Origin of the sequence: Haloarcula sediminis (assembly GCF_035656455.1) — an archaeon.
Classification (GTDB): Archaea; Halobacteriota; Halobacteria; order Halobacteriales; family Haloarculaceae; genus Haloarcula; species Haloarcula sediminis.
On the sequence record NZ_JAYMGA010000001.1, the window covers coordinates 647,906 to 672,852 of the forward strand.

29 protein-coding genes, 1 tRNA gene and 1 pseudogene are annotated in these 24,947 nt (G+C 61.6%); 18 read left to right on the plus strand and 13 right to left on the minus strand.

Annotated elements, in window-relative coordinates:
• Positions 1 to 27: 27 nt before the first annotated feature.
• Complete coding sequence (locus VJ162_RS03460) at positions 28 to 411, plus strand: hypothetical protein (protein ID WP_324662402.1); 384 nt, start codon at positions 28 to 30, stop codon at positions 409 to 411.
• A gap of 343 nt (positions 412 to 754) precedes the next feature.
• Positions 755 to 937 (plus strand): hypothetical protein, encoded by a 183-nt coding sequence (locus VJ162_RS03465; protein WP_324662403.1) that lies wholly within the window; start codon positions 755 to 757, stop codon positions 935 to 937.
• A gap of 576 nt (positions 938 to 1,513) precedes the next feature.
• Here the strand turns inward: VJ162_RS03465 and VJ162_RS03470 are convergent.
• Positions 1,514 to 2,340, minus strand: a pseudogene (locus tag VJ162_RS03470) (IS5 family transposase).
• Positions 2,341 to 2,839: 499 nt separating this feature from the next.
• Here VJ162_RS03470 and VJ162_RS03475 point away from each other — a divergent pair.
• From VJ162_RS03475 to VJ162_RS03545, 15 genes are all read left to right on the plus strand, one after another.
• Positions 2,840 to 3,799, plus strand: coding sequence for a hypothetical protein (locus tag VJ162_RS03475; RefSeq protein WP_324662404.1), 960 nt, complete (start codon positions 2,840 to 2,842; stop codon positions 3,797 to 3,799).
• A gap of 249 nt (positions 3,800 to 4,048) precedes the next feature.
• Positions 4,049 to 5,020 (plus strand): hypothetical protein, encoded by a 972-nt coding sequence (locus VJ162_RS03480; protein ID WP_324662405.1) that lies wholly within the window; start codon positions 4,049 to 4,051, stop codon positions 5,018 to 5,020.
• Between the two features lie 180 nt (positions 5,021 to 5,200).
• Positions 5,201 to 5,830 (plus strand): hypothetical protein, encoded by a 630-nt coding sequence (locus tag VJ162_RS03485; RefSeq protein WP_324662406.1) that lies wholly within the window; start codon positions 5,201 to 5,203, stop codon positions 5,828 to 5,830.
• A gap of 2 nt (positions 5,831 to 5,832) precedes the next feature.
• Entirely contained in the window at positions 5,833 to 6,381 is a 549-nt protein-coding gene (locus tag VJ162_RS03490) for a hypothetical protein (protein ID WP_324662407.1), read from the plus strand.
• A gap of 3 nt (positions 6,382 to 6,384) precedes the next feature.
• Positions 6,385 to 6,687 carry a hypothetical protein gene (locus VJ162_RS03495; RefSeq protein ID WP_324662408.1) on the plus strand — a complete coding sequence of 101 codons (303 nt, stop codon included), beginning with the start codon at positions 6,385 to 6,387 and terminating at the stop codon, positions 6,685 to 6,687.
• Positions 6,684 to 7,562: a hypothetical protein gene (locus tag VJ162_RS03500; protein WP_324662409.1), complete on the plus strand. Its 879-nt coding sequence runs from the start codon at positions 6,684 to 6,686 to the stop codon at positions 7,560 to 7,562. The genes VJ162_RS03495 and VJ162_RS03500 overlap by 4 nt, the downstream gene beginning before the upstream one ends.
• Positions 7,559 to 7,795 (plus strand): hypothetical protein, encoded by a 237-nt coding sequence (locus VJ162_RS03505; RefSeq protein ID WP_324662411.1) that lies wholly within the window; start codon positions 7,559 to 7,561, stop codon positions 7,793 to 7,795. The genes VJ162_RS03500 and VJ162_RS03505 overlap by 4 nt, the downstream gene beginning before the upstream one ends.
• The gene (locus VJ162_RS03510; protein ID WP_324662412.1) at positions 7,795 to 8,076 is read left to right on the plus strand and encodes a hypothetical protein; all 282 of its coding nucleotides are present in this window, start codon (positions 7,795 to 7,797) and stop codon (positions 8,074 to 8,076) included. Before VJ162_RS03505 ends, VJ162_RS03510 begins: the two co-directional genes overlap by 1 nt.
• A 94-nt stretch (positions 8,077 to 8,170) precedes the next feature.
• Positions 8,171 to 8,407, plus strand: a complete 237-nt coding sequence (locus VJ162_RS03515) for a hypothetical protein (RefSeq protein WP_324662413.1) — start codon at positions 8,171 to 8,173, stop codon at positions 8,405 to 8,407.
• Positions 8,408 to 8,416: 9 nt separating this feature from the next.
• Positions 8,417 to 9,007 (plus strand): hypothetical protein, encoded by a 591-nt coding sequence (locus VJ162_RS03520; protein WP_324662414.1) that lies wholly within the window; start codon positions 8,417 to 8,419, stop codon positions 9,005 to 9,007.
• Entirely contained in the window at positions 9,007 to 10,017 is a 1,011-nt protein-coding gene (locus tag VJ162_RS03525; RefSeq protein ID WP_324662416.1) for a hypothetical protein, read from the plus strand. The genes VJ162_RS03520 and VJ162_RS03525 overlap by 1 nt, the downstream gene beginning before the upstream one ends.
• A complete protein-coding gene (locus tag VJ162_RS03530; protein ID WP_324662417.1) occupies positions 10,014 to 11,297 on the plus strand; it encodes a hypothetical protein in 1,284 nt (427 codons plus the stop codon). Before VJ162_RS03525 ends, VJ162_RS03530 begins: the two co-directional genes overlap by 4 nt.
• Before the next feature lie 179 nt (positions 11,298 to 11,476).
• The gene (locus VJ162_RS03535; RefSeq protein ID WP_324662418.1) at positions 11,477 to 12,937 is read left to right on the plus strand and encodes a hypothetical protein; all 1,461 of its coding nucleotides are present in this window, start codon (positions 11,477 to 11,479) and stop codon (positions 12,935 to 12,937) included.
• On the plus strand, positions 12,934 to 13,206 hold the full coding sequence (locus VJ162_RS03540) for a hypothetical protein (protein WP_324662420.1): 273 nt from the start codon (positions 12,934 to 12,936) through the stop codon (positions 13,204 to 13,206). The genes VJ162_RS03535 and VJ162_RS03540 overlap by 4 nt, the downstream gene beginning before the upstream one ends.
• Positions 13,203 to 15,557: a hypothetical protein gene (locus tag VJ162_RS03545; protein WP_324662421.1), complete on the plus strand. Its 2,355-nt coding sequence runs from the start codon at positions 13,203 to 13,205 to the stop codon at positions 15,555 to 15,557. The genes VJ162_RS03540 and VJ162_RS03545 overlap by 4 nt, the downstream gene beginning before the upstream one ends.
• 448 nt (positions 15,558 to 16,005) lie before the next feature.
• Here the strand turns inward: VJ162_RS03545 and VJ162_RS03550 are convergent, their stop codons facing one another.
• The 12 genes from VJ162_RS03550 to VJ162_RS03600 form a co-directional block, all read right to left on the minus strand.
• Positions 16,006 to 17,643, minus strand: coding sequence for a DUF7845 domain-containing protein (locus VJ162_RS03550; RefSeq protein WP_324662423.1), 1,638 nt, complete (start codon positions 17,641 to 17,643; stop codon positions 16,006 to 16,008).
• Complete coding sequence (locus VJ162_RS03555) at positions 17,640 to 18,170, minus strand: hypothetical protein (protein WP_324662424.1); 531 nt, start codon at positions 18,168 to 18,170, stop codon at positions 17,640 to 17,642. Before VJ162_RS03555 ends, VJ162_RS03550 begins: the two co-directional genes overlap by 4 nt.
• Positions 18,170 to 18,676 carry a hypothetical protein gene (locus tag VJ162_RS03560; RefSeq protein ID WP_324662425.1) on the minus strand — a complete coding sequence of 169 codons (507 nt, stop codon included), beginning with the start codon at positions 18,674 to 18,676 and terminating at the stop codon, positions 18,170 to 18,172. Before VJ162_RS03560 ends, VJ162_RS03555 begins: the two co-directional genes overlap by 1 nt.
• Positions 18,669 to 18,923 (minus strand): hypothetical protein, encoded by a 255-nt coding sequence (locus VJ162_RS03565; RefSeq protein ID WP_324662426.1) that lies wholly within the window; start codon positions 18,921 to 18,923, stop codon positions 18,669 to 18,671. Before VJ162_RS03565 ends, VJ162_RS03560 begins: the two co-directional genes overlap by 8 nt.
• A 103-nt stretch (positions 18,924 to 19,026) precedes the next feature.
• On the minus strand, positions 19,027 to 19,752 hold the full coding sequence (locus tag VJ162_RS03570) for a DUF6884 domain-containing protein (protein WP_324662427.1): 726 nt from the start codon (positions 19,750 to 19,752) through the stop codon (positions 19,027 to 19,029).
• On the minus strand, positions 19,749 to 20,855 hold the full coding sequence (locus VJ162_RS03575) for a hypothetical protein (protein WP_324662428.1): 1,107 nt from the start codon (positions 20,853 to 20,855) through the stop codon (positions 19,749 to 19,751). The genes VJ162_RS03570 and VJ162_RS03575 overlap by 4 nt, the downstream gene beginning before the upstream one ends.
• Positions 20,852 to 21,058, minus strand: a complete 207-nt coding sequence (locus VJ162_RS18585; RefSeq protein WP_455429315.1) for a DUF7563 family protein — start codon at positions 21,056 to 21,058, stop codon at positions 20,852 to 20,854. Before VJ162_RS18585 ends, VJ162_RS03575 begins: the two co-directional genes overlap by 4 nt.
• The gene (locus VJ162_RS03580) at positions 21,058 to 21,180 is read right to left on the minus strand and encodes a hypothetical protein (protein ID WP_324662429.1); all 123 of its coding nucleotides are present in this window, start codon (positions 21,178 to 21,180) and stop codon (positions 21,058 to 21,060) included. The genes VJ162_RS18585 and VJ162_RS03580 overlap by 1 nt, the downstream gene beginning before the upstream one ends.
• An 86-nt stretch (positions 21,181 to 21,266) precedes the next feature.
• A tRNA-Trp gene (locus VJ162_RS03585) sits at positions 21,267 to 21,446 on the minus strand.
• Positions 21,447 to 21,608: 162 nt separating this feature from the next.
• Positions 21,609 to 21,836: a DUF5795 family protein gene (locus tag VJ162_RS03590; RefSeq protein ID WP_324662430.1), complete on the minus strand. Its 228-nt coding sequence runs from the start codon at positions 21,834 to 21,836 to the stop codon at positions 21,609 to 21,611.
• Between the two features lie 283 nt (positions 21,837 to 22,119).
• Positions 22,120 to 23,007 (minus strand): DUF5794 domain-containing protein, encoded by an 888-nt coding sequence (locus VJ162_RS03595; RefSeq protein WP_324662431.1) that lies wholly within the window; start codon positions 23,005 to 23,007, stop codon positions 22,120 to 22,122.
• 6 nt (positions 23,008 to 23,013) lie between these two features.
• Positions 23,014 to 23,178 (minus strand): hypothetical protein, encoded by a 165-nt coding sequence (locus VJ162_RS03600; RefSeq protein ID WP_324662432.1) that lies wholly within the window; start codon positions 23,176 to 23,178, stop codon positions 23,014 to 23,016.
• 237 nt (positions 23,179 to 23,415) lie between these two features.
• Between VJ162_RS03600 and guaB the strand changes: the two genes are divergently transcribed.
• Positions 23,416 to 24,900, plus strand: coding sequence for an IMP dehydrogenase (gene guaB, locus VJ162_RS03605; RefSeq protein ID WP_324662433.1), 1,485 nt, complete (start codon positions 23,416 to 23,418; stop codon positions 24,898 to 24,900).
• Positions 24,901 to 24,947 lie beyond the last annotated feature (47 nt).

The window sequence follows — 24,947 nt, forward strand, 5'->3', positions numbered from 1 at the left end:
TTAATACTTTAGTCTATAAGCTAAAATATGCTACCACAAGCTAAAATCGCTGCCAGTGAGGGTAATTCACAGTGCTCCGGTGAAAATATGGTTTCGCCTATTGACGAAAGTGACATGGTGAAAAGCGAGAGGAAAGAGTTGATACTCCGATTCATGGCAGAGCACCCTCTCGCAATGTCTCCTGTCGCACTTTACCGGAATCTTCGGATTCACCGTGAATTGCGCGTGGGGAAGGAGACTGTGAAAAACTATCTTCAAGAAATGGCCGAAGAGGGGCTTGTGCTCCGTGTCGACAAGAGTGCGCTTGATAGTGCTGAAATCCAAGAAGCTGACGCCGACGACCGTGCCTACTACCTCATTTCGGAGGATGGGAAAGCAGCGGTGGAGTCAGAGTTCGAGGGTCTTTGGTAAGCCAGGTTTTTGGCTTACAAGCAAAATCAATAAGTGCTCGAGAGCCATTGCTATCGAGTAGGAACACACGCGCTGCTGACCGTTTTCTCACGAAATCGCCCGGTCTCTTTGTCGGCGTTGACGGCGACGGTTGCTCGCATTACTGGGACAGCTACGAGCGCTCGGTCGCTGTGGAGCCCCGCAACGGGTGTTCCGTTGAGGCCGCCGAGAAATTCAGACTGGACGAGACGTCCTGTGACACGCTCGCTGACTGGTGCGACCACGTGCGTCGGAAGCGTGGGTGGGCCGTCGGCCCGCGTGTTGGTGGGTCGCTCGTTGGTGACTTGGTTCGGGGGGTCGAGGGATGAGCGGGTCGTCGGTGGCCGACGCGAAGGGCTTCGTCTACGAACCTGTTCGTGGTCCCAAGCGGAAGGTCGAGTTCGAGCCGCGGTCGGACGGCGGCCTTGAGCGCGTGGAAGCGGTGTGGACGGGGTGTCAGTGGCGGGTGACCGGTCGGGAAGTGCTTACGTTGATGCGGCGGATTTGAATTGAGATTGACTAGGAGACTAGGTTTCCTAGGAAACTAGTATGCCTCAACTCTAGGAAAGAGGAACTAGGAAATACTGGTCTAGAGCGCCTCAGGAGCCAAAATTCCTGACTTACTGGAAAACACTTATCACATTTGAGTATAAGATATCTATTACTGGGAACACTCCCAGTAAATCAACATGACCGAAATGCCGAACAACCTCAAAGAGTTGCAACGCCGTCTCGGTGAGACTGATTTCGCCTGCGTCGAGTCAGGGGAGAGGAGACTATCTAGTGAGGTCTATCCAGTAGTCAAGGAAGAATATCCGCGCCTCTGTGCAAGTAATATCTCTTGCGGGGAAGTATGTAGTGGTGGTTCGGGCTCGCCGGAGTGGAAACACAGAGTCAGAACAGTACTGCATCGGTTGGCAGATGACGCAGAAAGCCGTGTTTCAAGGCTGGATACTCGCGGGAAGTGGCACTTCCGATAGCAAATTATTGCAACCAGCGGGGTCCGAGGCCAACTGTGAGAACTCAGAATGGACTTCCTGAGTCCTATTGATGGCCGTGGTGAACCACCAGACGTAGCTTGATTTCACTGTTTCAGAGACTGCTTGATGTTGTGAACCGCACACATCAGAACGAGTTCACGAAATTCACCGAACCAAGTTCGCGCACGCACGGTGTCGCCGAGCGTGCGCTTGATCGTGGAGAAGACGGTCTCACACATAGCTCTCTGGCGGTATCGAGGCCCATCGATTCGCGCGTTATGCGCGTGATCGATGGGCCGGAACTCACGATGCTTGATTAGTGGTCTTACGCCCTCTTCGCGGAGTTTGTCGCGTAAATCCATCCAATCGTAGCCTTTGTCCGCAGCGAGGCTGGCAGGTCGCCCGCGTTGCGGCGGGCGACCTGCCAGCCGAGCTGTGTATCGTGACGTTTCTCGGTCGTACAGTGAACGTCCAGAATGGCTTGGCTTTCTGTGTCGACAAGAGCTGTCGCTTTGAGCGTCTGAACCCGGTAATTCGTCCGGCGACAGTAGTGCTTGCTAGCGTTTTCTCTGTCGAAGAACGTTGCATCAATAGCGGCGTGACCGGATGGCTCGTGCTCCTGCGCCGAGAGGCGCAGCAGCACTCGCCAGAGTGCTGTCTTGATTCTGTCAAACCACTTGACTAGCGTCGAGTGATCGGGGAGATCGGCCGCGTTGAGGCCGATCTCCCCGAGTATTTGTGGCATCTCACTCAGCAAATCTAGTGCTTCTCGGTAGGATTTTTCCAGGTAAACCCTCAGACAGTGCAGCGACACCACCGCATACTCGGCGAAGCCGCCACCCCCTTCGGGGGCGGCGACTTCGCCTCGCTCACCAACAGCATTTTTAGCTAACTGAACGACTTTGCTCGTGAAGCGGGAAATTTTCGACATAGGCATCGACAGTTTCCCGCTTCATTCCACTAGTTCTAACGGTCGAAACCGCCGCAGTCAAGCGATTCACCAGAGCCAATCCGGGCGGACTCGTGTCTGGTATCAATGCAAACGTTGTATCGCCACTCTCTCAATTCACAGTGTTACAAGCCTCAACAAGCTTTGATGTGGCTGTAAACGTCTATGGGAGGGATGTCTAATGCCTCGTGAGCGATATGTTCCGTCGGACAACCAGTGGCTCAGCTACCCGGAAGCTGACTGATAAATCATCACCCGCATCGGTAGCTACTGACCAGGATCAGGATCTAATCGGGTAACTACGACATACCCGAACGGATATTTCTGAGCAACAAATACACTTCAAACACAACTCATGAAAAAGAACACAGGTCGACGGGATTTTCTCAGGTCGTTGGGGGCAATGACAATTTTCGGCGATGGCGGTGCGGAAGAGTGCGGTTGGTGGGACACTTTGTTCGGCGACGATTGCACTACAAGTATGCAGACACACGACGACACTTCGGACTATTTTAATAATGCCGGCGAACTGACGGCTCCTATCCGGTCACGAGTCTCGCGAACGACCAGCGAGACCATCACGATTCATGTTCCATCTGACTTCGATACAGTGTCAGAAGCGATCGACGAGGTGAAATGCCGACGCACACCGCCGGGCGTGACTGTCGATATAATCCTCGAATCGGGCCATGCCTTCCAGAGTACGGTGCATCTTCAACAACAGGACTTGCGGCACGTGTCCATCAAATCGGAGGATGGGACTGTCGGCGTTGATGACACAGGACTTTCAGATTCTACGGGCACTGGTGAGCTGAATATGTTCGTCGGATATGATGGTGCTCACGTCCCGGCAATCAGGACATTGTTCAACGCCTCAAATGCCTCGGAAAAGGTCGAAGGGTTAGCACTTGGTTGGGGATCACATGCCCACATCGGCATCGGGTGTGGGTTCGAGCAAATGTGGCGCGGTGTAAACGCATTCAGGATCTCGACGGTGACTGGGTGGCAAAGTATCTGTCGCGATATGACAGAACGAGGTGTGAAGTTAGGCGGGCACGCAATCGGGTACTTCGACGAAGCGGACTTGTCTGGTTGCGGTGGAATCGGTATGCGACTGGTCCAGGGTGCGCAGGGAACACTCAAGGACGCGAACGCATCGGACTGTCGTGTTGGGGTCCGGCCCGGGCAGGGGTCGTATGTGATTGCGTTCCGGACGGATCTGACCAATTGCACCGACCACGGTGCGAACCTCACCGCCAGCGAAATCGTGATGCCAGAGGCCGATGTCAGTGGCGCTGGCAAAGAAGACGTCAGTCTTGGGTGGGGCTCACGAGCAGTCCTGAATGATGCCACAACCACCAATGGAACACCTGATATTGGTGATGTTAGAAACATTTCCGCGTTCAATTCTGCCGAGTCTGGCGGCATCGGATTCGCGTAATACTGAGGCCGAGCTGCGCAACATCTCCGGCACGACAGACATCACATTCGCAGCACTGAGCTTCGTTCTCAAAGGATGATCCCAATGACACAGACAACCATCAAGAGCGAGACAGGCGGGATTCCGCCCCCTCCAGTGGTTCCGCCGCCGTCGACGCCAGACCACTGCATCGCCCGCTAACTAACAGACTTCTCCGAACACATGAGTTCACAATCCAACCGCATAGTCGCATTAGCACTGACGGCCCTGATGATCACCGGCTCGGCCGGGATCGCGATGGCCGCCGGACCAACCAACGACGCCGAGACCGCCGACACACCATCTGAATCCGACTGGGTAGATGGCCAGAACGTGACCGCGTTCAACGCCAGCGCAGACGAGATGGCTCAGCTCGAAGCAGAGTTCGATAGCCAGAACGCCTCGACCGAGATCATCGATCCGGAGTCTGGCGACGTCATCGCCACATACGAAACCGGTGACGAGGGCGTCACGCAGACCGGGGCCGTCGACTCTGACTCTGACGGCACGAACGAGACCTGGTACTACCAGTTCAACGTCAGCCACGCCGATCTCGCCACCATGCCGATGGACGCCGGCGAGAACAAGGACATCCGCGTCAGCTACGTCAACAACACCGCAGTCGACAACCCTGACCGGACGAACCTGACCGTCACGCTGGAGAACACCAACGAGCGCGCCGTCATCCGTGCCGGAAGCGACGCCCAGACAACTGGACTCGCAGATCTCGACACCGAGACCAGCGGGTTCAGCATCTTCGCTGAGGAGATGAGCATCGCCGAGACCGATCAGCCTGGCGTCGGCGTCAACGGGACTGAGACCGATGTCGTCGTTGTCTACAGTGACGACGAGGTCGCACAGCCGTACAGCGACGCTGCCGCTAACCGCAGCAGCTTCCTCGGTTTCGGAACCCGAGACTACGAGTCTGGAGAGGAGATCATACTCCACCAGGTCGTCGTCGAGGACACCAACTACGCAGTCTACAACGAGGAAGCACCCGAGGACGTGGCTGACAACGAGGACGCCACCTACGGAACCTGGACGACCGTCAACGGCGAGTCAGCCCACGTGATCGAGCTGGGCGCGGAGGACTTCGAGGATACGCAGAGCGTCGAGGTCCAGACGCTGGGTAACAAGGAACCCGGATTCGGCGTCGACGTCGTCAACTACGAGCAGGGCGGCTTCCTCGGCCTGTTCTCGTAACCCGGATTCTTCACAGTCGTACTGATTGCTAACTACCAGCCCCGAGAGGGGCCTGTACCCCACTTTGACCCGTCACAGGCAGTCGCTGGTGCAACTCCAGCAGCGGGTCCTTTCCTGAGCCCTGGCGGCTCAGGTGGCACTCATGTTCAGACCACAACCACAGACAGCAACGAGAGATCAATGTACAGAGCGATAACCTCCCTCCTGCTGGTGGCCGTCCTGATGACGGCGGCCGTCTCGCCGGCGGCCGCCCAGTCGGATGACGGTCCGTTCTTCGACGGGCTGGTCGCAGAGGACGACAGCGGCGGCTTCTGGCAGGGCGTCGGCACACAAATCGCCGAAGCGACTGGTAGCATCTCCCGGTGGGCCGAGGCTCGAACCGGCGACGATGACGCCGACGCCAACGAGCACGCCAGAGAGTTCGCACGGGAGTACAACGCACACAACGAGACGATCGAGGCCTACGCCAACGACCGGCTGACCGCTGATACGGATCACGACGTCTTCGCGCTGAACTTCACAGACCGAGACGACGGCAACGCGACGGTGTACCTCGTCAGCACGGTTTCAGACGGGAACTACACCGAGTCCGAGGTGCTCGACGAGGCTGCCTTCGACAAGCGGAACCGAACCGTCGACCAGACGGTGTCGTTCGACTGGTACCAGAGTCGCAACGCCGAGGACGAGCTGGAGACGTTCGTCGACGACTACGCCGAACCGAACGAAGACATCACGAACAGCTACCGAGCGAAGATGCTCGCGAAGTACGGGCCTCCAGAGAGCTCGATGTGGAACGCAACGAGTGAGTGACCATGCCACGAGACAGATTAGAAGACGGATACGACGGCGCGAAAAAGCGCGGGAACCGAGTCCGACAGTCAACCGGCGGCTGGCTCCGCCGCGGCATGATGGCACTCCGCAGCGGCCTGGGCCGTCTCTGGGGGCTGGTGCTGGCGCTGCTGCTGGCACCGTTCCGACTCCTCGGATTTGGCACGAGACAAGTCCGAGGAACGCGGGACAACGTCGGCCGGGCCTGGAACTACCTCACCTTCGACAACGTCCTCCCGCCGAGCCTGACTGGCCTGATCCAGTGGTTCATCGAGACGATCCCGAAGGTCTTCGGCGTCCGCGACACGACGCCGTGGCAGCAACTCGGAGCCGCGATGACGGTCATCATCTTCGCCATCATCGGGACCGTGGCGTCAGGCGGCCTCCTGATCGGGATCGTCATCGGCGTCGGCGTCCTGGGCCTAATCGGGCTGGCTCGGCACGTCCCGGCGGTCAACCAGGGCTGGAACCGCATCACCGGAAAGCTACCGATCCGGCGAGACTACGACGTCCCTCGATGGAAGCGTGATTGATCCATGGACCTACGCAGCAGACTCCGGTCAGCGGAGGTCCCGTCACGAGAGGATTTCACGCTGCGACGGGCGTTCAGCGCCGCGTCGGTACTGCTCTTCGCCGTGCTGTTCCTACTCTTGGTCGCGCTGAGCCTCGGTGCGGACATCTTCCTGGTGTCGGTGCTGGCCAGCGTCGCCGTCGCCCAGCTACTGATGGTCGTCCTGCCAGTCCAACGAATCCGAGCGAAGGCACGAGCGCTGTACACCGGTAAGGCTGGGGAAGAGGTCTACGAGGAGCTGGAAGAACGCGGTGGTCGATTTCGATGAAGCGCGCCGTACTGCTGGCCGGGATCGTGCTGGTCGCAATGGCGATGCCGACGCTCGGAACGGTCAGCGCCACACAGACCGAGACCTCGTGTGACAACACCGTCACCCACGACGCGTTCCGGTTCGACAACGAGACGATTTCGGCGGCCAGCAACGGGTCGGCGACGTCGACGGCGCGAAACACGGAGGTCCGAGTGGAGCAATCGGGCGGGTTCGTCCGTGTCAACGCGACGAATCCGAACGGCTACTGTGTGGCGTTCACGGTCGAACTGAGTGCGGAAATCGTCGACCCGGCCGAACTGGGCTCGATCGAGAGCAACGACGGCAACCTGACCGCCGACTGGCACGCCGTTCGGGACTTCGAGCGCGAAGAGACCTACACCGAGGTGCTGGTCACGGTCCCGCCAGCCGGACAGACGACTATCGCGCCGTCGAACATCCGCATCAAGAGCCTCGCGTGGACAGGCACCGCCGAGAGCGCCGGTGACTCACTCTTCGACGGCCTGCCGTCGTTCGGCGACGACGAAGACGAGGACGGGCTCCAGAAGCGAACCTACCGCTACAACGCGACCAACACGACAGACACCATCACGATCAACCTCAAGAATGATTCGACAGACCGCACGGTCACCGAGTGGCAAGCGATGTACCGTCTCGATCAAGAATCGGACTGGCGTCCCGTTCATACCGATTCCGAGGACCCAGTCTTCTATCGGGAGGTCGGAGATCATCGCGTCCAGTTCGTTTTCAACGACCCAGACGCACAGCTCCGGTTTACCGCCAACCCGACGACGTTCGACAAGGCGAAATCGTCCTGGGAATCCTGGTGGTCGGGCGTCGGCTCGATCGGCGATCTCTTTGGAGATGAGTCATGAGTAACTTCGAGCGAGCCGTCTGGGTCCTGGCGGTACTGGCCTTCGCACCAGCAATCGCGGCGATGAGCGGCTTTCTCGTTGCCGGTGTGTTGGCCGTCGGCATCATCTCGGTGTTCTACGGCGGCCGGTACGCCAGCCGCATCTACGAGAACCAGAACGTCGGGAAAAAGAGCTACGCTGACCTCAACAGTGCGCTCAGCCGGTCCGACGACGATGATTGGGGGCGGAACTGATGTCGGAGACATTCATCGTCATCTTCGCGTTTTTCGGCGCTATCTTACTGGGCGTTTGGCTGTACAGAGCCTTCTCGACGGCTGGCGACACGGCGATCGCGACCTTCGGACTCATCAGGAACGGGTCGACGCTGCTGATCGGCATCTTCCTGCTGATGACGGGAAGCTGGCCATTCGTGATTGCCGGCGGTCTACTGATCATGTTGGCCGTGTTCCTCGGCTCCGCCCACGCCTCGAATCTGGACAACAGTACCAGCCTGCGGAAACGACTCTCAGGATGATACGGAACACGCACACCCGTCTGGGATCGTTTTTTCATCGCGGTCGGATTACAACACGAACGCCGATTGTAACGGCGCACGGAGGGCTGTAGCCATGGCCCGCGATACGGGCCAGGTCACAGAGGTCGGCGTCGGGAACATCCAGTTCTACATCCCGTCGACAGTCAGCGCCGACGAGGAGTGTGTCTTCAACCCTGAAGATGCGTTCTGTGTCCACACCATCGCCGACGTCGGCCTACTGCTGATGCCGGCAGATGCCAGCGTCTCACCAGCCGACATTCTCGACGGACTGCAGTACGACGACGAATCGGAACCGCTGCCAACTGAGTAACCACGTCCTATGGCAAGTACACACGACAGCACCCACGACTTCGGTAGCATCGCGTATCTCAAAAACGAACTCGGAACGGAGGTCCGCTACGTCGACGACGCCGATCTCCGGCAACGCATCTTCGACTGGCTCCGGCGGGCAGAGGATCTTCCCGGCGGCGACGTGATGAGCATCGTCGATGCACACCTCACGGAGATCCGACAGAAGGACGGCGACAACAAGGGCATGGGCGAATTCCCGATGCGGCGTGTCGATGGCGACGGTCGCGAGGACTTCCCGGACAGCTGCAAAGGCTGCGATCACTACGGCAGCCGGTGCCCCGTGTTCATCGACCCGGTGGAGCGGGAGAAACGTCGCATCATCGAAGCTGAGCACGCCGACTCCGACATGGCGGCCACGAAGCGAGCGTACAGACGCTACGCTGAGGTCGTCGGCTGCCACCAGATCACCGAGGCACTGAGCGACCGGATCGAGGAGCACACGGAAGTGAAAGAGAACGGTCTCGATCTCCTCGAAGAGACGCACGTCCAGCTGGGCTACACCGACACGGCCGACGATGCGGCACAAGCTGAAGCGAAACTGGCCCAGGAGGGGCGCTGATGGTCAACTACGTCGCGGTCGGTGCCATCGCCGTCGTCCTCGTGATCCTGGTCATCGCAGCGCTGGATCGCTGGAACGTCTTCGGCGACGACCGAGAGAACCCAGACAGCGGGACAGACCGCATCAAACACGAGGAGAAAGCCGCCGCGGACTACAGCGTGTCGTGGCTGAAAAAACACAAGACGCTGACGCTGCCTGCGAAGGTGGTGACCATCGCCATCGGGGGGATCGTCATCTCGACTGGTGTGTACGCGTATTTCACGCTCAAGAACGGCGCTCCGGCCGAGGTCCCCTACGCGAACGCAGTCAAGTCGATGGCGATCGCGATCATCGGCATCAGTGGCGGCGTCGCCTACCGTGGCCGAAAAGATCGGAACCGCGGCAAGCTGGAGATCATCTACGAAGACGACGACGGCAGCGAGAGTTCGACGGAGATCGTCTGGTTCGGTCGCGGCCGGACAGAGACCAACGAGGACGGCAACCCGGTCGTCTTCGAGCACTTCGAAACGCGGATTCTCGGCCTGTTCGGGCGTCGCAAGCTCGTTGCACATGACCGAGAACTCCGCACGGAGGCGACGATACTCAGCGACGCCGTCTCACACGAGATCGCCAACCACGCAGTCCGTATCGATGACGGTCACTGGGTGATGCGGACGCAAGGTCACCAGACGTCGGGCGACCCGTCTGATGCGGCCAACTACACGTACCGGTCGCCGATCAACATGCCCTACGAGAGCTACTTGCGCGTGAAAGAGCGCAACTCGAAACTGGAGACGAAACTCGACACGAAAGATGCGATCCTGGCCGCGACACAGAGCGAGTTGACGGATCTCCGCCGCCGGCTGGAGACGCGTGAGTACCGCTCTGTCGAAGACGCTCGCGAGGAGATCATGGATACTATCGAACGAGTGCCGACGGGCACCAAACAGGTCGAAGTACGGGCCGACAACCGACCGGAACGGATGCCCAGCGAGCAGCGTGATCTCGACGCATCCGGAGGGAACGCATGAAGCGACTCCTTCTGGTGCTGGTCGTGCTCCTCCCGTTGGTGGCAGGGCCGGCCACAGCGGCCGCACAGCCGGCCGCACAGTCCGCGACGCTCGACGCACCCGCCCAACCACTGCAGGCCGAGAACACCACCAACGAGTCCGGCACGCCGGCAGCGACGCCGACAGAACAAGAGGCCGAGACTGAGACCGACCCGACGACGGCGTCACAAGTTCGAATCACACCGGTCACGTTCGAGCAGGACTTCCTCGACGTCACGGTCAACGCCTCGGACAGTAGCTACCAGACTTCGGGGCCGTTCGCCGTGTTTAGCCTCAGCGAGCGCGTCGAGGCCGCACGGATCACGCAGTCGCCGGCACAGGCCGAGGTGCTGGCCGGTGGCCGGCAGGTCCGTGTCAACTACGATGAGGATGCAGCCCCAACTGGCGGCGAGAGCCTCTACACGCTGGAGTTGTTCTTCGCAGACGGTTCAAGCAGGACCATCGATCTGTACGCACAGAAGACCGGTGTCTCCGTGGCCGCGTCGGACCTCGAAGAGTATCAGCCCGTCATCAACGAACTGATAGACCTCGCCGAAGAGCACGACTACGGCAGTTCTCCGGAGGAACTGGAGTCGTATCTCGAATGGGTCAACGACCGCGCCGACCTCATCGAGGGGTTCCTGACCCAGAAGGCATTGCAACTACTCGCAACAGCCTATTCCGCAGTCACGAACTGGCTCTTCTGGATCATCGCACTCGTCGGTATCGGACTCATCGCAAAGTGGATTCAGCGCCGGTACGGTGGCTTCCTCGAAGCGCTGCAGAACGACGTCGGTCGGGCGGAACGACAGCGCCGCGAACTCCGACTCGACTACGAGGAGTCCAAGCAAACCGCTGACGAGGTCCCGCTTGAAGATGTGCCGGCCGTCGGGGCGAACGCGATCTACTGGCGCGACGGTCACGGTGTCCGCAGCGCTGGCCAGCTCGCCCGTCTCGCCGCCCACGGCGCGCATCGCCAGACTGAGGACGGACTGGAGAAGGTCCACGATGGTGCGGCCGACCTCGACGTCGACAACCTCGGCGACTCGTGGCTCGAACCAGTCACTCGCGAGGACCGCATCCCGACGGCGAAGCAGGCACTCGGTGAGATCAAGGCGACGTTGGAGTTCATGGAGACCGAGCACAACCTCGGCCACCTGTACCGCGATGCACGGGACGATATCGCCCGCCTGATCGAGCAACTGAACGAGGATGAGAAGATGCTCTACGGTCCGGGCAACCACCACGGTGGTGATGACTGATGCAACTATCTGAGGTTGTATCCATCGCGCAGAATCACAGCCTACTCGTCGGTCTGGTGGTAGCGCTATTCGTTCTTACAGTGGCGGTGGTGGGCGTCCTCTACTACAGAGGCGTGTTCACCAGAGACGGCCTTGTATACGGAACATTCTCACGAATCGTCTCGCCCATCATCTGGCTGGTGCTGCTACCGATCCGCATCCTTCGAGGCGTCACAAGCCGAGTTCTTAGCTTCCGATCGGCGTCGCCAGCGACGATCGCGCTGACTGCCGTCGCCGTCGTCCTCTCGGCCGTCGCTGGAATCGGAATCCTCGCAGCGCTGTCGACAGAGACAGAGGTCCAGGCATCCAGTGCGCCGCTCATCACGGCCATGTTGGAGTGGATGACCTCTGGGTGGGGCTACGTCCTCGCAGCGCTCGTGTTCGGACGCGGAACCGTCTGGGGGCTCCGTCGCGCTCGCATCAAACAGGCAGCCAAAGAGACTGGCTACAGCGGCCGCACGATCGCCCGGATGGCCGACGAGATCCGGACAACCGACGGAACGACCCGTGCCATCATCTTCGGTGACGACACGCGTGAGGAAGCGCGTGAGCGGATACTGGCGACGTTCGGCGGCGACGACGACCGTATCTACCTCGAAGACGCTGCAGCCGAGGAGAGCCACGGCGACGCGATCGAGATGCCGTCGGACAAGACGAAACCCGTCTTCGAAGCCGAGGAGAGCGATTCGGAGCCGGCCAGTTGGACCGAGCGGTTCAAACTCTGGCGGATGGATCTCGCGACAGCACTCCGGACCGGCGAGTTGGTTTGGAAGTTCGGCGTCCCGGCACTACTGGTGCTGATGGCCGAACTCATCCTCGTGCGGTTCTGGGTCCAGTGGTGGCTGTATCCGCCGTTGATAGCTGGCGCACTGGTGGCAGGCATCATCACGTACCGGGCGGATCGCTGGCGTCGCAAGCGACGGCTACAGTCACTCCGCCAGGAGCGGAGCGGAACGACGTGGGAGGAGATCGGCGTGCTGGTGAAAACGGTCGAGGCCGAGGACGCGACGGTCCACATGGGCTATCTCGCAGGCCGGCGCTACGCCTCGAAAGACCGGCAGAAGCTGGCTGACGCGCTGGCAGTACGGGCCTTGGAACGGTCCCACGGCCACCACCCGTCGCCGGCCATCGAGGAACGCTACGCGTGGTGTCTGGACCGCTACGTCCTCAACTTCGACGGCTGGCGCGAGAACATGGAGAAACCGGACATCATGGACCAACTGGCGACGGAGGTGCTCAACTCCGGTGAGGGGATCTTGCCGAAGGACCTCCTCGCCGAGCGTGTGATCGAACACGACCGGCGCTACATCTGGCAGGGGCTCCGATTCGTCGGGATGGGGTACGATCCCGATCTCGTCGCCGAGTGTTACGACGACCTGGTGCCGTCGACGCTCGTCGAGCACGAGCTGTCGATCACGAGCCCCGACGGCGAGCGAGAGGTGACGGCTGTCAGGTCACGGACCGAGACACTCCCACCCAGCGTCGCCGACCTGCGGGCGAACTTCTCGGACCGGTTCCCGGTCCGCCAGTGGGATACGCGGTACGACCTGCCAGAGACCGAACCAGAGCCCGAAGAGCGTGGCTTCCAGATTCCATCATGAGCGAGAACAAATTGTCTTACGACCCAGTTGAGACACTGTTCTTTTGGATGTGGATATCTGGCTGTTGTACATCTATTGCACCTATATTGTATCTTGGATGGTTCGATTTCTATGAGCCATTTCCTGTTGTAGGAAACGAATACGTTCTTCTGGCTGTCTCTGTCGCTATCTTCTTGTTGAGCGTCTCCCACTCCTACTGTCTGAAACTCCTCCTCATAGCACGGTACGAGGACAAGTGGGCCGAAATGGAGCGTGATGATTCAGCATGAGCGACCGATACGACGCCATCCAGGCGACCGACCGAACTGACACCGCGACGGCTGCCGAGAACCGGCTCCGGAGCTGGATCGAACAGCAACTGCAACGGGAGAACCGAGAGGTCGAGGCGACGGTCAGGTCGCTCATCAGCGACGCCGAGGCCGCGATCGTCGGCGACACGAACGATGACCCCGAGGCACTCCTCTCGCGAGCCCACTGGTACCTCTGGCTGGACCCAGACCGCGAGGAGGTACTTCGAAGCGACGACGTGCCACCGTGGGCTCGCAGTACCTTCCACCGGATGCACCGCGACCGCCGCCGTGGCCGACGGCCAGATCCGGTCGATGAGCACGCCGTCTTGCACGCCATCGCGAAAGCGCAGGGCTACATCGGCGGCGCTGCTGACCGGACCAGATACGCCCCGATCACGCTGGAGCATATCGATAAGAAGGGGATGCGCTCGATGGTCGACAAGGACGAGGTGAGCCCGATCGGCCGGAAGCGCATCTCTGCCGAGAGTACGGCGTCGGCCGGCGACATGAGCGCCGCCATCCCACACGAGTCCTGCGACCACATCCTGACGACGGCGAGCCCACGCCAGGGGAAGGACTCGACGAACGCCCGGATCTGTGGCAATCTCAAGGACGAACACGGCTACAAGTGGGTCTCCATTCTCGATGACGGCCGGAACGAACTGCCGATGATCGCGACGCCGAATGACGAGCCGGTCATCCACCGGAGTCTCGAACGACTCGGCCAGGAGCCGAAAGCCTACGATACGACTGTCTACGTCCCGGCGATGCCGGGGCTTCCCGACCGGCTGCCGAGCAACTTCGAGCTGTTCACCATCGGCGTCGACACGCTCACACCGGAGATTGTCCTCCGGCTGGCCGGGAAGACGTCGTCGAAGGGCTCGACAGAGCGCCGGATCAAACAGGCGATCAAGACGACGCGGCGGGGTACCGGCAGCGTCGACCAGCTCGTCGAGGAACTGCAGGACCTCTCCGGCGAGATGGAGGCGACTGTCACCGTCTCCGAACTCGACGACGAGGATTCGATGCGGGACATCTCCTACAAGATGGAGGAAGACGAGGTTCTCCAGCGGGCCGCAAACACGATCGCCCAGTACGCCGGCGATGGGCTGATCGAGGACACGAACGCACCCACAAACATCGATATGCCGGCGATCTTGAAGTCCCAGGAAACGGTCGCAGCGCTGAACTGCAACTTCCTCAAAGGTGGCCACGGATCGCTGCGGTTCGTCATCATGGACCTGTGGATGCAACTCATCTGGCAGGCGGCCGATGAGTACAAGAATATCCCGAGAATCGCGCTGGAGATTCGTGAGCTGAAGAACGTCGCCCCGTCCCAACCGAACCGCTACCGCTACCCGTCCGAGCGGAAAGCCACTCGCAACACGATTCGGGAAATCGCCTCACAGGGTGGCTCACGCGGTATCCTAAAGGTCGGCTCGACACAGAAGGTCAACGACGTTGACCGAGCAGTACGGATCAACATGCGAAACAAGATCGTCCTCTCGAACGAGGATGAGGGAATCAGCACACTCAAAGAGAGTCTGAATCTCGATGGTCTCGAAGAACAGATCAAGGACTTCGACGCGGGGCAGGGACTGGTCGCGACGCCGCAGTGGCGTCGGTGGCCGGTCGAGTTCGCCGGCGCTCGCTGCGGACTCTCGGATAAGGACCGGAACTGGCTCGACCGGTACGGCATCGCCTGGGGCGCTCGTGTCCGCGAGGAGCCACGCGACGGCTGGCATCGTCGCCACGAGGACGTCGAGTGGTGGGTCGAGGTCAACGATATCGAGATCCACGACGGCGACGAGCGGCCCAAAGTGCGCGACTACTACTCTGACTGGTACCTGCTCGACAGCGACTTCCCGGATGACGTTGATCGCGACGAAGTCGACGCCGAGCTCGTCCAGGCCGCGTTGGAGAAGCGTCGCGAGTACCCGGTTCCGAACGATCTCTCGCTCCAGCCGACCGGACAGCCTCGCGCCGAGCGGACAACGACGATCCGCGACGCCGAGGAGGCCAAGGAGAAGCGCGTCCAAGAGGGTCTCGAAGAGCACGACCTGCCGACCGTCTTGGAGCCGTGGGCCTACGCCAGAGAGTCGAAACGAGAGAACATGATCGAGGTGCTTCGCGCAGTGAAACACAACAGGTGCTCCATCCAGGCCGACATCGCCTCGAACTGTTCGGTCAAGCGTGGCACCATCGGGAACTACCTCGGCGAAGATAGCGACCTCGGAGCCTGTATCGTCAAAGATGAGGAGATGGGCTACTCGATCACACCTATCGGAAAACGGGCACTCGCCGCCGACTGGAGCGAGATATCAGGCTGATTGTTGCGTTGTTGCCTTTCGCGTGGGCCCGGTACATCGTACTCCCTATACTGCGCGCGCTATTGACGACCCGCTGATTCGAGATCTGGAGAACAGCCCAGAAGAAGCCAGTTTCAGCCACTCGAACCTACCCCCTGCGTCGACACAGACGCTTTCAATACTCGACCAGCGGCGCAGGCCGCTCAGACCCCTTCGTTTCTACTGGTTCATCTGGAGTCAGCGGTGCGGGGGCGGTGTGTATTTTTGCGCCCCGCAAGGGGCGTGCCCTTAGGCACACACATAAGGGGGTATGCCCGCCAGTGGTGCAAGAGAACCGGCAAGATAACCACTAAGAGACGTGACACATTCGCAAAACACTCCAGCGGAAACAGGGGTTACCTACCTCGCCCGCGATACCGTACTTAAACAACCGTCACGAGACGTAGTGTTGCCACTCAACTGTCGGGCGCTACGGTGGGGTCGCGATGAACGTGAGTCGGCCTTCGTTGCGAACGCTCGCCTCGATCTCGGCGCCGTCGAGGATGGTCGGGTTCCGACCGTCGCGCTCCCACGCGGCGAACATCTCGGCGATGACCTCGCGTGGATGCGGACCGTCGAGGCTCTTCAGCTTCGAGAGCACCGTATCGAGGCGGACCTGAACGGTTCCACCGTCCCGATCGGGCCAGTCGACGTCGGCGCCGTACTTCGCGAGCCAGGTGTCAAACGCCGATGAGGCCGACTGTCGCATATCCATGTTGACCAGCTGGCCGGCACGCTCGGCAGCGTTCTCGATCGCATACTCGGCAGACTCGACGAGCGACCGAACCTCCTCGCGGATCTTCTGCGAGACGAACTGGACGTGGCCGTTGTCGCTCTCGACGACGCCGTCGAGGCGCTGGAGCATCCGGTAGATCGTCGAGATCGAGAGGCCAGTCGAGTCGGACAGATCCTCGGCGTGCATCCCGCCGTCGGTGGCCAACTCCTCGGTGAGCTCTGCATCGGCCGGTGTCATGTCGCGGAGACACGTCATCAAGACGTGCTCCTGTCGCGCTTCGAGCTGCGGAAGCGGGTCGGCGTGGAGCGCCACCGGGTCGTCAGTCGACTGAGCGTCGAAGTGCCAGTCCGAGACGTAGGTCGTCCCGCCGGCCTCGGTCGGGATGCCGGCCCACGAGAGGATCGAGAGCAACCGCTCGTCGAGCTCCCGGATCACGTCGTCGCGCTCGTTCCAGGGGACCGATCCGCCGTCGTTGCGCTTCTTGATGAGCTTCGTCCCGACCTTCGGATGAAACAGCGGGTCGTCGTCTTCATCGTGCTCGTCTGGGTCTTTCGGCAGGTACGTCTTGATCTGTCCACCGAGACTGTGATGTGAGATAAGCGTTCGTGCGGCCTCGGAGTTGTGTCGAATCGCGTGATGATGGCCGCGCTCCTCCTCGTTGTCGAACCGGTAGTGGCCCGACGTTCCCTCCTGGTCGGTCAAGAGCATCGCCATCCGGTCGAGCAACCCGCCGGAGCCGATGAGCTTCTCGTTCATCGACCGCGTGATCCGAAGATATCGCTCGATCGCGGTCATCCGGCCGTCGAACGGGCCTTCGAGGTAGCCGTGATACAGTCCCATGCCGACATCATCGGCCAGTTCGAACAGCGCCCGGGCGAACAGGTTCGAAAGGTCGTCGAGCGCGATGTTCGAACACTCGATGTGGATCGTGACACCCTCGTCGGCCAGCGTGTGGTGGAACGGGAAGGTTAGACCCTCGCCGCTGGGCTTGTGCATCGATTCGAACCGCGGTGAGATGTTGAAGTTCGCCTTCCGCTCACCATCGCCGTCGACGTGGACGTCGAACTCGTACAGCGTGTCGGCGTCGATCGGGTCCGACGGCCGTGGGGCGATCCCTGATCCCGAGTAGTTGAGTCGGAGGTCACAGGACTCGCCGTCGATCTCGACGTCGTTGACCTCCTGATAGCCGTCGCACTCGTTCAGCAGGAGATCGGCGACGGCGTAGTAGAGATCTAACCCGTCGTAGTCGGTCGACTGACTCTCGCCGGCGTCGACGGGGCCGTAGTAGAGCCACGCGTCGACCTCGTGGGTCGATGGGCCGACCTGACTCACTCTTCAACACCTCCATCGGTCGCGAACTCTCCGAGACCGACCTCCTCGGTCTGCGGGCTGGTCTCGCTCGTGTCGACGCCGCTGGGGCTGTAGCCCTCGCTGCGGCGACGCATGTCTGCGGCGTCTCGCTCCCGCAGCTCCGCCGCAGTGAGGAACCCCTCGACGTCGCAGCAGTCACAGGACTTGTCGATCTCTTCGGGCAGCCGATCGGGACGCTCCCCGTTCAGTTTGAGCCACTCTTCGCGCTGATCGAGGCGCTGCATGATCGGGCCGCGGGGCTCCTCCAGCGGGTTCCGGGCGTCGCCGTTCTGGTCGTCGTTAGCGAGCTTCCGCTCGACGCCGCGCCACGCTCGCAGCCGCTCGATGGTGTCGATGCCGTCGATGAGCGTCCGGACCATCGCGGCCCGTGCCGAGTCAGCCAGCAGGTCCCAGTCGAGCCATCGGGCGGGATCTTCGCCGATGTCCTCGACCAGACTCGGACAGCGGATTCGCCGGGAGGTGTCGGCCGGCTGGTTCTGCGAGGGCATCAGCAATCGACCTCCACAACGCTGCTATCGAGAACGTGCGGCCAGCCGAGCTTCGCGAGCGTCTCCTCTCGGCGATCGATGCCGTACCAACTGCCACGCAGATGTTCGTCCAGGAGCGACGCCGGGATGATCACGACCGCCAGAAGCTCTTTCGCCGCGCCGGCGTCGTCGTAGACGGCCAGCGCGTACATCGCGGCGGCATCGAGCAGGGCGGCGTGCTGGCCGTCGTCGCGGCCCTTGATGACCCAGCGCCCGCGTCGATCGTGGCCGTCGCGACGCACACAGGCCTTGATCTCGACTTTCGTCCCGACTTCGACCAGCGGGATGCCGGCGAAGACGACGGGCACGCTGGCCTCAACGAGCGACGGACACAGCAGGTCCGAGACTACGGCGTCGTGATGGGCGTCCTCGTCGAGGGCGAGGTCGAGGTCGCCGACGTCGTCGGCGACGAGGTCTTCGACGTCGGTCCCGATCGCCTTCGCCTGGGCGACGCGACCACTACTCATCGGTGACCTCCTGGTCAGTGGCCGTATCCGCTGACTGAAGCCATCGGTTCACTTTGCCGATGAGGATCTCCCGCGGAGTGTCGCTCAGCCGCTCGTTTTCGATAATCGCTTTCAGGTGCTCCTCGGTCGCCGGGGCGAGGAGTCCATGCCACTCGAAGACCTCACGCTCGTCGGTGAGTCTGTTGATAACGGAGTCAACATCCCCTCTCGCGAGCGGTGTCTGGCCTTTACTCCCGTCGCTACGCATCCGGTTTCGACCGGTCCAGATGTTCGACTGGTTGTTTTGGACTCCATCAGGTTCGGGCGAGGTCCGCTCTCGGACGCACTGAAGAACGTACTCAGTACCGCGTTCAGACACGCCGAATCACCTCAAGTAGACGAGAATTTAATACAGATGGCCGTTGTCGTTGACTCGATGCCCCCGAAAAGTATGCTCGACGAGAGCGAGTACAGGTGCCCAGGCTGTGGCTCAGCAGAGACTTACGTTCACAAAGTGGACGATAACTTCCTCTGTTCTGACTGTGATTTCTCAGCGCCAATCGAGGAGGTCGCTGATAAGTAACGTCAACGGGCTGACCGCCGTCGGTGATGAGCGTCGTCTGCTCGTGACCCTCACACCGGGCGTCCAGCCACGCCATCTGTTCGCCGATCCCGCCGAGGTCGTTCTGCTGGAGCGGGAACACGACCGTCGGCTCGATGCCGGCGTGGAACGTCTCCCGCTGACGGAGCGGCTCGATGTACTTCTTGCCGGCCAGGACCACGATCTCGTCGACGTCGCGACCGTTGCCCAGCTCCCACGCGAGCCACTCGATGAGATCGATACCGACCTCGTGAGCCAGCTGGTCGATTTCGCCCTCGTCGAGATCGTCGATGCTCGTCTCGTAGGGGCGGAGTTCGGCAGTCGGCGGGATCAGTCCGTGCTCCGCCGAAAGGATCATCCACTGATCGCCGCGCGTCTCGGCGAACTCGCGCTTTTTCTGGAAGTACGTCGAGGTGTACAGCTCCTTCGCGGCGTAGGTCTGACCCTGAGATCCGTCGCGCTTCGCAGCGCCACAGCCGACGATGACGAACCTCACGCCGAGTCACCTCCGTCAGCAACGATTTGTTGACTCCCCGGATTCAGGTGTTCCGGGACCTCTGAAACGATCTCACCGACTTCGGGACAGTCGAGGCCATCCGGAATCCCGACTCCACGACGCCGGAATCGCGACAGATATTCGCTGACCGTCGCCTTGCCGACGCCCATCTGATTGGCCAACTCCTCGCGATCCGCACCGCGAGTGTAGCGCCACGCGGCTACTGCTGGCTTCCCATCGACTGCCACGGCGACTGGAACGCCGTGGTGGATCGCGCGAGTCGAATTCTCGACGTTTCTGGTCAGTTCGTCAGTATCGAAGTGTTCCAGGAAGATCGCAGCGATCGAAGCCCGATCTCTATCTTCGAATCGGAGCCGCAATCCGTGAGTGACGACACGGTACGCACGAATCTCCCACTCCGAATCAGCGTTCCTCGACCGGTCTGCGTAGATCAACAAATCGTTGTCGTCCCGGATTATGGGTGCGTGAGTCGTCGGACTCGCCTTCTCCACATCGGTGTTCAACAAATCGTTGAACTCCGCCATCGAAAGTGACGAGCGATCGATACCGCCGTCACACCGAACATCGGGATCGAGGTCGACGACGAACTCGATCGGTTCCTCGCCCTGTGGCTTGATCCGGACGCGGTTCGGAGCGAGGTCGGGGTTCTTCGGATCGGTAAAGTCCTCGGCAGGGCCGAAGTCTTCGGCCGTGACCATGCCGTAGTAGCCGTCGAGCGACTCGCTCCCAAAGTGCTGAATCGTCCCCTTCGGCGTTCGGAAGACGATCTGTTGATCGAACTCCCGGAGATCGGTCGGGATCCACAGCCCGGACTCACCGAGGTGGGTCTGCCGATCGCCGGTGTTGCCGCCGTCGGTCGCGACGGCGCGGTCGCCAACTTGTGCCGGCGCGTGGTCGCAGTTCTCGATGTACTTCCCACCCGCCGGGAACTCGTCTGGCCGGTGCGGGCAGCCGGTATGGTGGCCGTACTCGGTGCCATCGTTTGGACTGCGAGAACAGCGGGCTCGACAGGACTCACAGCGGAACTCGCCGTCTTTCTCCGTTCCGAGTTTCTGCCCGATGTTGTCCTCGCCGAGCGTCACCGCTGCTCACCCCCGGTACTGGGAATGGTCTGGCCGCCTGGATCGGTCCGGGTGCGGTAGGATGAGTCGACGCCGGCGGCATCGCGAGCTCGGGTCGCCAGGCTGGTACACTCCGGACACCCGTGTAGCTCACCGTCGTTGCCCTGGAAGACGCGGTACCACCGCGGATCGACGTGCGCGCTGCAACTGTCACAGCGCGGCATTATGCCTTGCACCTCCGGCCGTCGTCGAGCGCTGGACAGCGCTGCTCGTCGTCCTCGATGACGGACCCACAGAACTCACAGATGAGCGGGAGCGTCTCCGTCCGCTTGGAGACGCGACTCATCGGCGATCACCTCGAATCGACGGCGTAACCCCTCTGGAGTGTAGTGAGAAAAGCGATAGAATGCACCGCTTTACTTTTATACGGAGTGGGGTCGGAGGGATTTGAACCCCCGATCGGCTGATATCTCCGTCCAGCGCCTCGGAACTCCAGAGGGTCATCGTCGCGGGCCGGTGATCAGCCGGTCGCTCAGTATATCAGCCCTCGGATGTCGTCCCTGGCGCGTGGCCTCTGGAGTCAGCCGCCTTCCCGGACTAGGCCACGACCCCGCACTCCGTCGTATGCCGATTAGTAGTAAAGGGATTTCGATTGTCGGACGATAGTCCCGCGAGACCCGATGCGTCTCTCGACCTTCGTGGGCCCTTCTGCTCCACGCAATCCTGTGAGAAGCCGATGGCGTCTCACAACCTTCGCGAACGCCACGCGTTCGCTCAGTCCCGGTCTATCTCGGACCAGTCGCATTCCTGGCACTTATAGCCCGTGACGAACTCCAGTGCCGACGGCATGTAGCCAACGGCGAGGACGTTCTCGCCACAGTCCGGGCACTCGCGGTCGGCGTCTTCGATCGGCTCTGCGTCCATCACACTCTCGCCTTCAATGAGTTCGGCGAGGCTCTCGGGGGTCTGCATGCGCCCCTGTACCACGCGGTTGTCAGCCATATCGGACAGCGGAGCGTCGGCCGCCTAAAGCTTCCCCTCTAGTAGTCGGACGTCAGCAGTGAGGAATCCCAAAGCCAGAAAGCCCCAACAGTCGACGCAAGGACTCCCTAAAGCACACCGAGGGCGCTGGAGAGACCGAGGCTTGTGATGTCTCCGCAGTTGCGAATGACGGTTTCGCCGTCGTCCGGACTACTCCCGAGTGTGGGCTGTCCGGTCGGAGTTGGTCGAGATACCGTCTTGAAGGCCGGACACGAACCGGCGGTTTACACGAAAACGGCGACGCCTAGAGCCACGGCGCACGTTCCTGGTCGGGGTCGTACTCCACGGCGGCGCCGTCGTCAGTCCGTTCGTCGGCCGTGACACCCTGGGAGGCCCCGCCGTCGGAGAAGGCGGCGGTCAGGTCGACAGTGTCGGGATGGTACTCCTGGTGGCGTTCGCGGGCGTTCTCCGGGTCAAAGGAGAGCAACGCAGTGACGCCGAGCACCGCCAGCGCGACCGGGGCCTGAGTCGGTAGCAGGCCGAGCACGGAGAGGGCGAGCACGCCGAGCGCGACGGCGCTGCCGAAGCGAAAGCGGTCGATGTCGACGGCGTTGCGCAGCCACGGGCTAGCGAGTGCGACCACGAGCGCGAACCCGACGCCGATGGCTGCGGTCCCAGCTGCGCGAGCGAGCATTTCCGGGTCGGCGTCGACGACGAACGTCGCGCCGGCGGGGTCCACACTCGCCAGGAGACCGAGACCGACGATGATGGCCGGCCGGGGGAGCAACTCCCCGATTCGGGCGCTTGCGGTCTGGGCCGCGATAGCCAGGATGACGATACCGGCAAAGCGCTCGAACGTGGCGAGGCGGACGACACCGGCGATGGTCGGCGCGATGGCCGCTTCGAGTATCGCCACCGGAATCAACACGGCACCGATGAGCAACACGGCCTTGGCCTGCTGGCGGGGGGAGCCATCCATCTCTGCGAGCACGACGGCGACCATCGCGGAGCCGCCAAAGACCAGCAGTCCGACTTCGAGCATGCCGGTCCACGTCGTGAGCGCGCCTGCGAGGACGAGCACGGGGAAGATGCCGTCCACGAGCGGGAGGCCCATCACCGTCGCGAGCAGCCGGCCGCCGCGACCGACCTGTCGCTCTATGTCGAGGGCAACCGGGTGTCTGGAGCTACTCATCGACGACTAGGGATGGGGATACCCCGACTCCCCGCGGGTGGCTGCTGCGTGGTCGAGACCGCCGGACTGGCGGTTTCGCTTCCCAAAGTCCACCGAAAATGTGTTTGCCGACGCCGTGGCACGCGCGGTTTGCCGGTCGGTGAGTTCGCTGGTGGATTGGGAGCAGCGCATATCTATAAGTAACTTTCATAAGAGTATAAGCGTTGTGTGAGAACCGGGACCATACGACGTGAAACCGCCGATTTCCGGCCTATTACTGGACGACCGTGGCGGACAGGCAAATATAGGGCAAAGCCTCACACTTCGGGGTGGGTACCGCCGCACACATCCCTATCCCGCGGTATGCGAGCCCACCACAGAGCATACCAGTCTCGCAACGTTTTTTGCCGGCGGTCATGGACGACTTACATGGCGAACGATTCCGAGCCCTTCTCCGAGAAACTTCGAGTCCCGGAAGCGTTGACATTTGACGACGTACTGCTGCGACCCAAGGAGTCCCGGGTCGAACCGGACGAAGCCGACACCGCAACACGCGTCTCGAAGAACGTCGAACTGAACGTGCCTGTGCTCACGGCCGCGATGGACACCGTCACCGAAAGCGACATGGCCATCGCGATGGCTCGACAGGGCGGGCTGGGCGTCCTCCACCGCAACATGGACGCCGACGAGATGGCCGCCGAAATCGAGCGCGTCAAGCGCTACGACGAGCTCATCATCCGCGACGTGGTCACGGCCCACCCCGAACAGACTGTCCGGGAGGTCGACCGGATGATGGACCGCAAAGGCGTCTCCGGCGCGCCGGTCGTCGACGACGAGACCGGGGAGGTCCTGGGCATCATCTCCGGGACCGACATCCGCCCGTATCTCGAGGTCGGCGAGTCCGACGCCGTCACCGAAGCGATGACCGACGAGGTCATCACCGCCTCCGAGGACGTGACCCCGCGGGAGGCGCTCGAACTGATGTACGACCACAAGATAGAGCGGGTACCCATCGTCGACGAGCAGAACCGACTGGCCGGGCTCATCACGATGCGTGGCGTGCTCAAGCGCCGCGAGTACGACGACGCCGCCCGCGACGCGGACGGTCACCTCCGCGTGGGCGCCGCGGTCGGCCCGTTCGAAGTCGAGCGCGCCGAGACCGCCGACGAGGCGGGCGCGGACGTGCTCTTTATCGACTGCGCTCACGCCCACAACGCAAACGTCATCGACAGCGCCCGCGAGATCAAACAGACTGTCGAGGCAGACGTCGTAGTGGGTAACATCGGCACCAGCGAGGCCGCCGAGGCCGTCGTCGACTTCGCCGACGGCGTGAAGGTCGGTATCGGACCCGGTTCCATCTGTACTACCCGGGTCGTCACCGGCGCCGGGATGCCCCAGATTACGGCCGTCTCACAGGTCGCTGATGTGGCGAGCCAGCACGACGTGCCGGTCATCGCCGACGGCGGTATCCGCTACTCCGGCGACGCCATCAAGGCCATCGCCGCCGGCGCGGACGCGGTGATGCTTGGCTCGTATTTCGCTGGCACCGACGAGGCCCCCGGTCGCGTCATTCAGATGAACGGCAAGAAGTACAAGCAGTACCGCGGTATGGGCTCCGTCGGTGCGATGAACGAGGGCGGCGGCGAGCGCTACCTCAAGGAAGAGGACGAAAACGAGGAGTACGTCCCCGAAGGCGTCGAGGCCGCGACCCCCTACAAGGGCTCGCTCGCCTCCGAACTCCACCAGCTCGTCGGCGGGATGCAGTCCGGGATGGGGTATGTCGGTGCCGAGACCATCCCAGAGTTCAAGGAGCGCTCCGAGTTCGTCCGTGTCTCCGCGGCCGGCCAGCAGGAGAGTCACCCTCATGACGTGATGATTACCGACGAAGCGCCCAACTACAGCCCCGACAGCTAACTGTCGGTAGGTTGACTGTAGAGAATCTATATTTAATCTCTGATAAG

What these genes read in the sequence shown, in the direction of transcription:
- VJ162_RS03460 (WP_324662402.1), top strand. Translation starts at nt 28, where the DNA reads ATGCTACCACAAGCTAAAATCGCTGCCAGTGAGGGTAATTCACAGTGC.
- VJ162_RS03465 (WP_324662403.1), top strand. Translation starts at nt 755, where the DNA reads ATGAGCGGGTCGTCGGTGGCCGACGCGAAGGGCTTCGTCTACGAACCT.
- VJ162_RS03475 (WP_324662404.1), top strand. Translation starts at nt 2,840, where the DNA reads ATGCAGACACACGACGACACTTCGGACTATTTTAATAATGCCGGCGAA.
- VJ162_RS03480 (WP_324662405.1), top strand. Translation starts at nt 4,049, where the DNA reads ATGATCACCGGCTCGGCCGGGATCGCGATGGCCGCCGGACCAACCAAC.
- VJ162_RS03485 (WP_324662406.1), top strand. Translation starts at nt 5,201, where the DNA reads ATGTACAGAGCGATAACCTCCCTCCTGCTGGTGGCCGTCCTGATGACG.
- VJ162_RS03490 (WP_324662407.1), top strand. Translation starts at nt 5,833, where the DNA reads ATGCCACGAGACAGATTAGAAGACGGATACGACGGCGCGAAAAAGCGC.
- VJ162_RS03495 (WP_324662408.1), top strand. Translation starts at nt 6,385, where the DNA reads ATGGACCTACGCAGCAGACTCCGGTCAGCGGAGGTCCCGTCACGAGAG.
- VJ162_RS03500 (WP_324662409.1), top strand. Translation starts at nt 6,684, where the DNA reads ATGAAGCGCGCCGTACTGCTGGCCGGGATCGTGCTGGTCGCAATGGCG.
- VJ162_RS03505 (WP_324662411.1), top strand. Translation starts at nt 7,559, where the DNA reads ATGAGTAACTTCGAGCGAGCCGTCTGGGTCCTGGCGGTACTGGCCTTC.
- VJ162_RS03510 (WP_324662412.1), top strand. Translation starts at nt 7,795, where the DNA reads ATGTCGGAGACATTCATCGTCATCTTCGCGTTTTTCGGCGCTATCTTA.
- VJ162_RS03515 (WP_324662413.1), top strand. Translation starts at nt 8,171, where the DNA reads ATGGCCCGCGATACGGGCCAGGTCACAGAGGTCGGCGTCGGGAACATC.
- VJ162_RS03520 (WP_324662414.1), top strand. Translation starts at nt 8,417, where the DNA reads ATGGCAAGTACACACGACAGCACCCACGACTTCGGTAGCATCGCGTAT.
- VJ162_RS03525 (WP_324662416.1), top strand. Translation starts at nt 9,007, where the DNA reads ATGGTCAACTACGTCGCGGTCGGTGCCATCGCCGTCGTCCTCGTGATC.
- VJ162_RS03530 (WP_324662417.1), top strand. Translation starts at nt 10,014, where the DNA reads ATGAAGCGACTCCTTCTGGTGCTGGTCGTGCTCCTCCCGTTGGTGGCA.
- VJ162_RS03540 (WP_324662420.1), top strand. Translation starts at nt 12,934, where the DNA reads ATGAGCGAGAACAAATTGTCTTACGACCCAGTTGAGACACTGTTCTTT.
- VJ162_RS03545 (WP_324662421.1), top strand. Translation starts at nt 13,203, where the DNA reads ATGAGCGACCGATACGACGCCATCCAGGCGACCGACCGAACTGACACC.
- VJ162_RS03555 (WP_324662424.1), bottom strand. Translation starts at nt 18,170, where the DNA reads ATGCCCTCGCAGAACCAGCCGGCCGACACCTCCCGGCGAATCCGCTGT.
- VJ162_RS03560 (WP_324662425.1), bottom strand. Translation starts at nt 18,676, where the DNA reads ATGAGTAGTGGTCGCGTCGCCCAGGCGAAGGCGATCGGGACCGACGTC.
- VJ162_RS03565 (WP_324662426.1), bottom strand. Translation starts at nt 18,923, where the DNA reads ATGCGTAGCGACGGGAGTAAAGGCCAGACACCGCTCGCGAGAGGGGAT.
- VJ162_RS18585 (WP_455429315.1), bottom strand. Translation starts at nt 21,058, where the DNA reads ATGCCGCGCTGTGACAGTTGCAGCGCGCACGTCGATCCGCGGTGGTAC.
- VJ162_RS03580 (WP_324662429.1), bottom strand. Translation starts at nt 21,180, where the DNA reads ATGAGTCGCGTCTCCAAGCGGACGGAGACGCTCCCGCTCATCTGTGAG.
- VJ162_RS03590 (WP_324662430.1), bottom strand. Translation starts at nt 21,836, where the DNA reads ATGGCTGACAACCGCGTGGTACAGGGGCGCATGCAGACCCCCGAGAGC.
- VJ162_RS03595 (WP_324662431.1), bottom strand. Translation starts at nt 23,007, where the DNA reads ATGAGTAGCTCCAGACACCCGGTTGCCCTCGACATAGAGCGACAGGTC.
- VJ162_RS03600 (WP_324662432.1), bottom strand. Translation starts at nt 23,178, where the DNA reads ATGCGCTGCTCCCAATCCACCAGCGAACTCACCGACCGGCAAACCGCG.
- guaB (WP_324662433.1), top strand. Translation starts at nt 23,416, where the DNA reads ATGGCGAACGATTCCGAGCCCTTCTCCGAGAAACTTCGAGTCCCGGAA.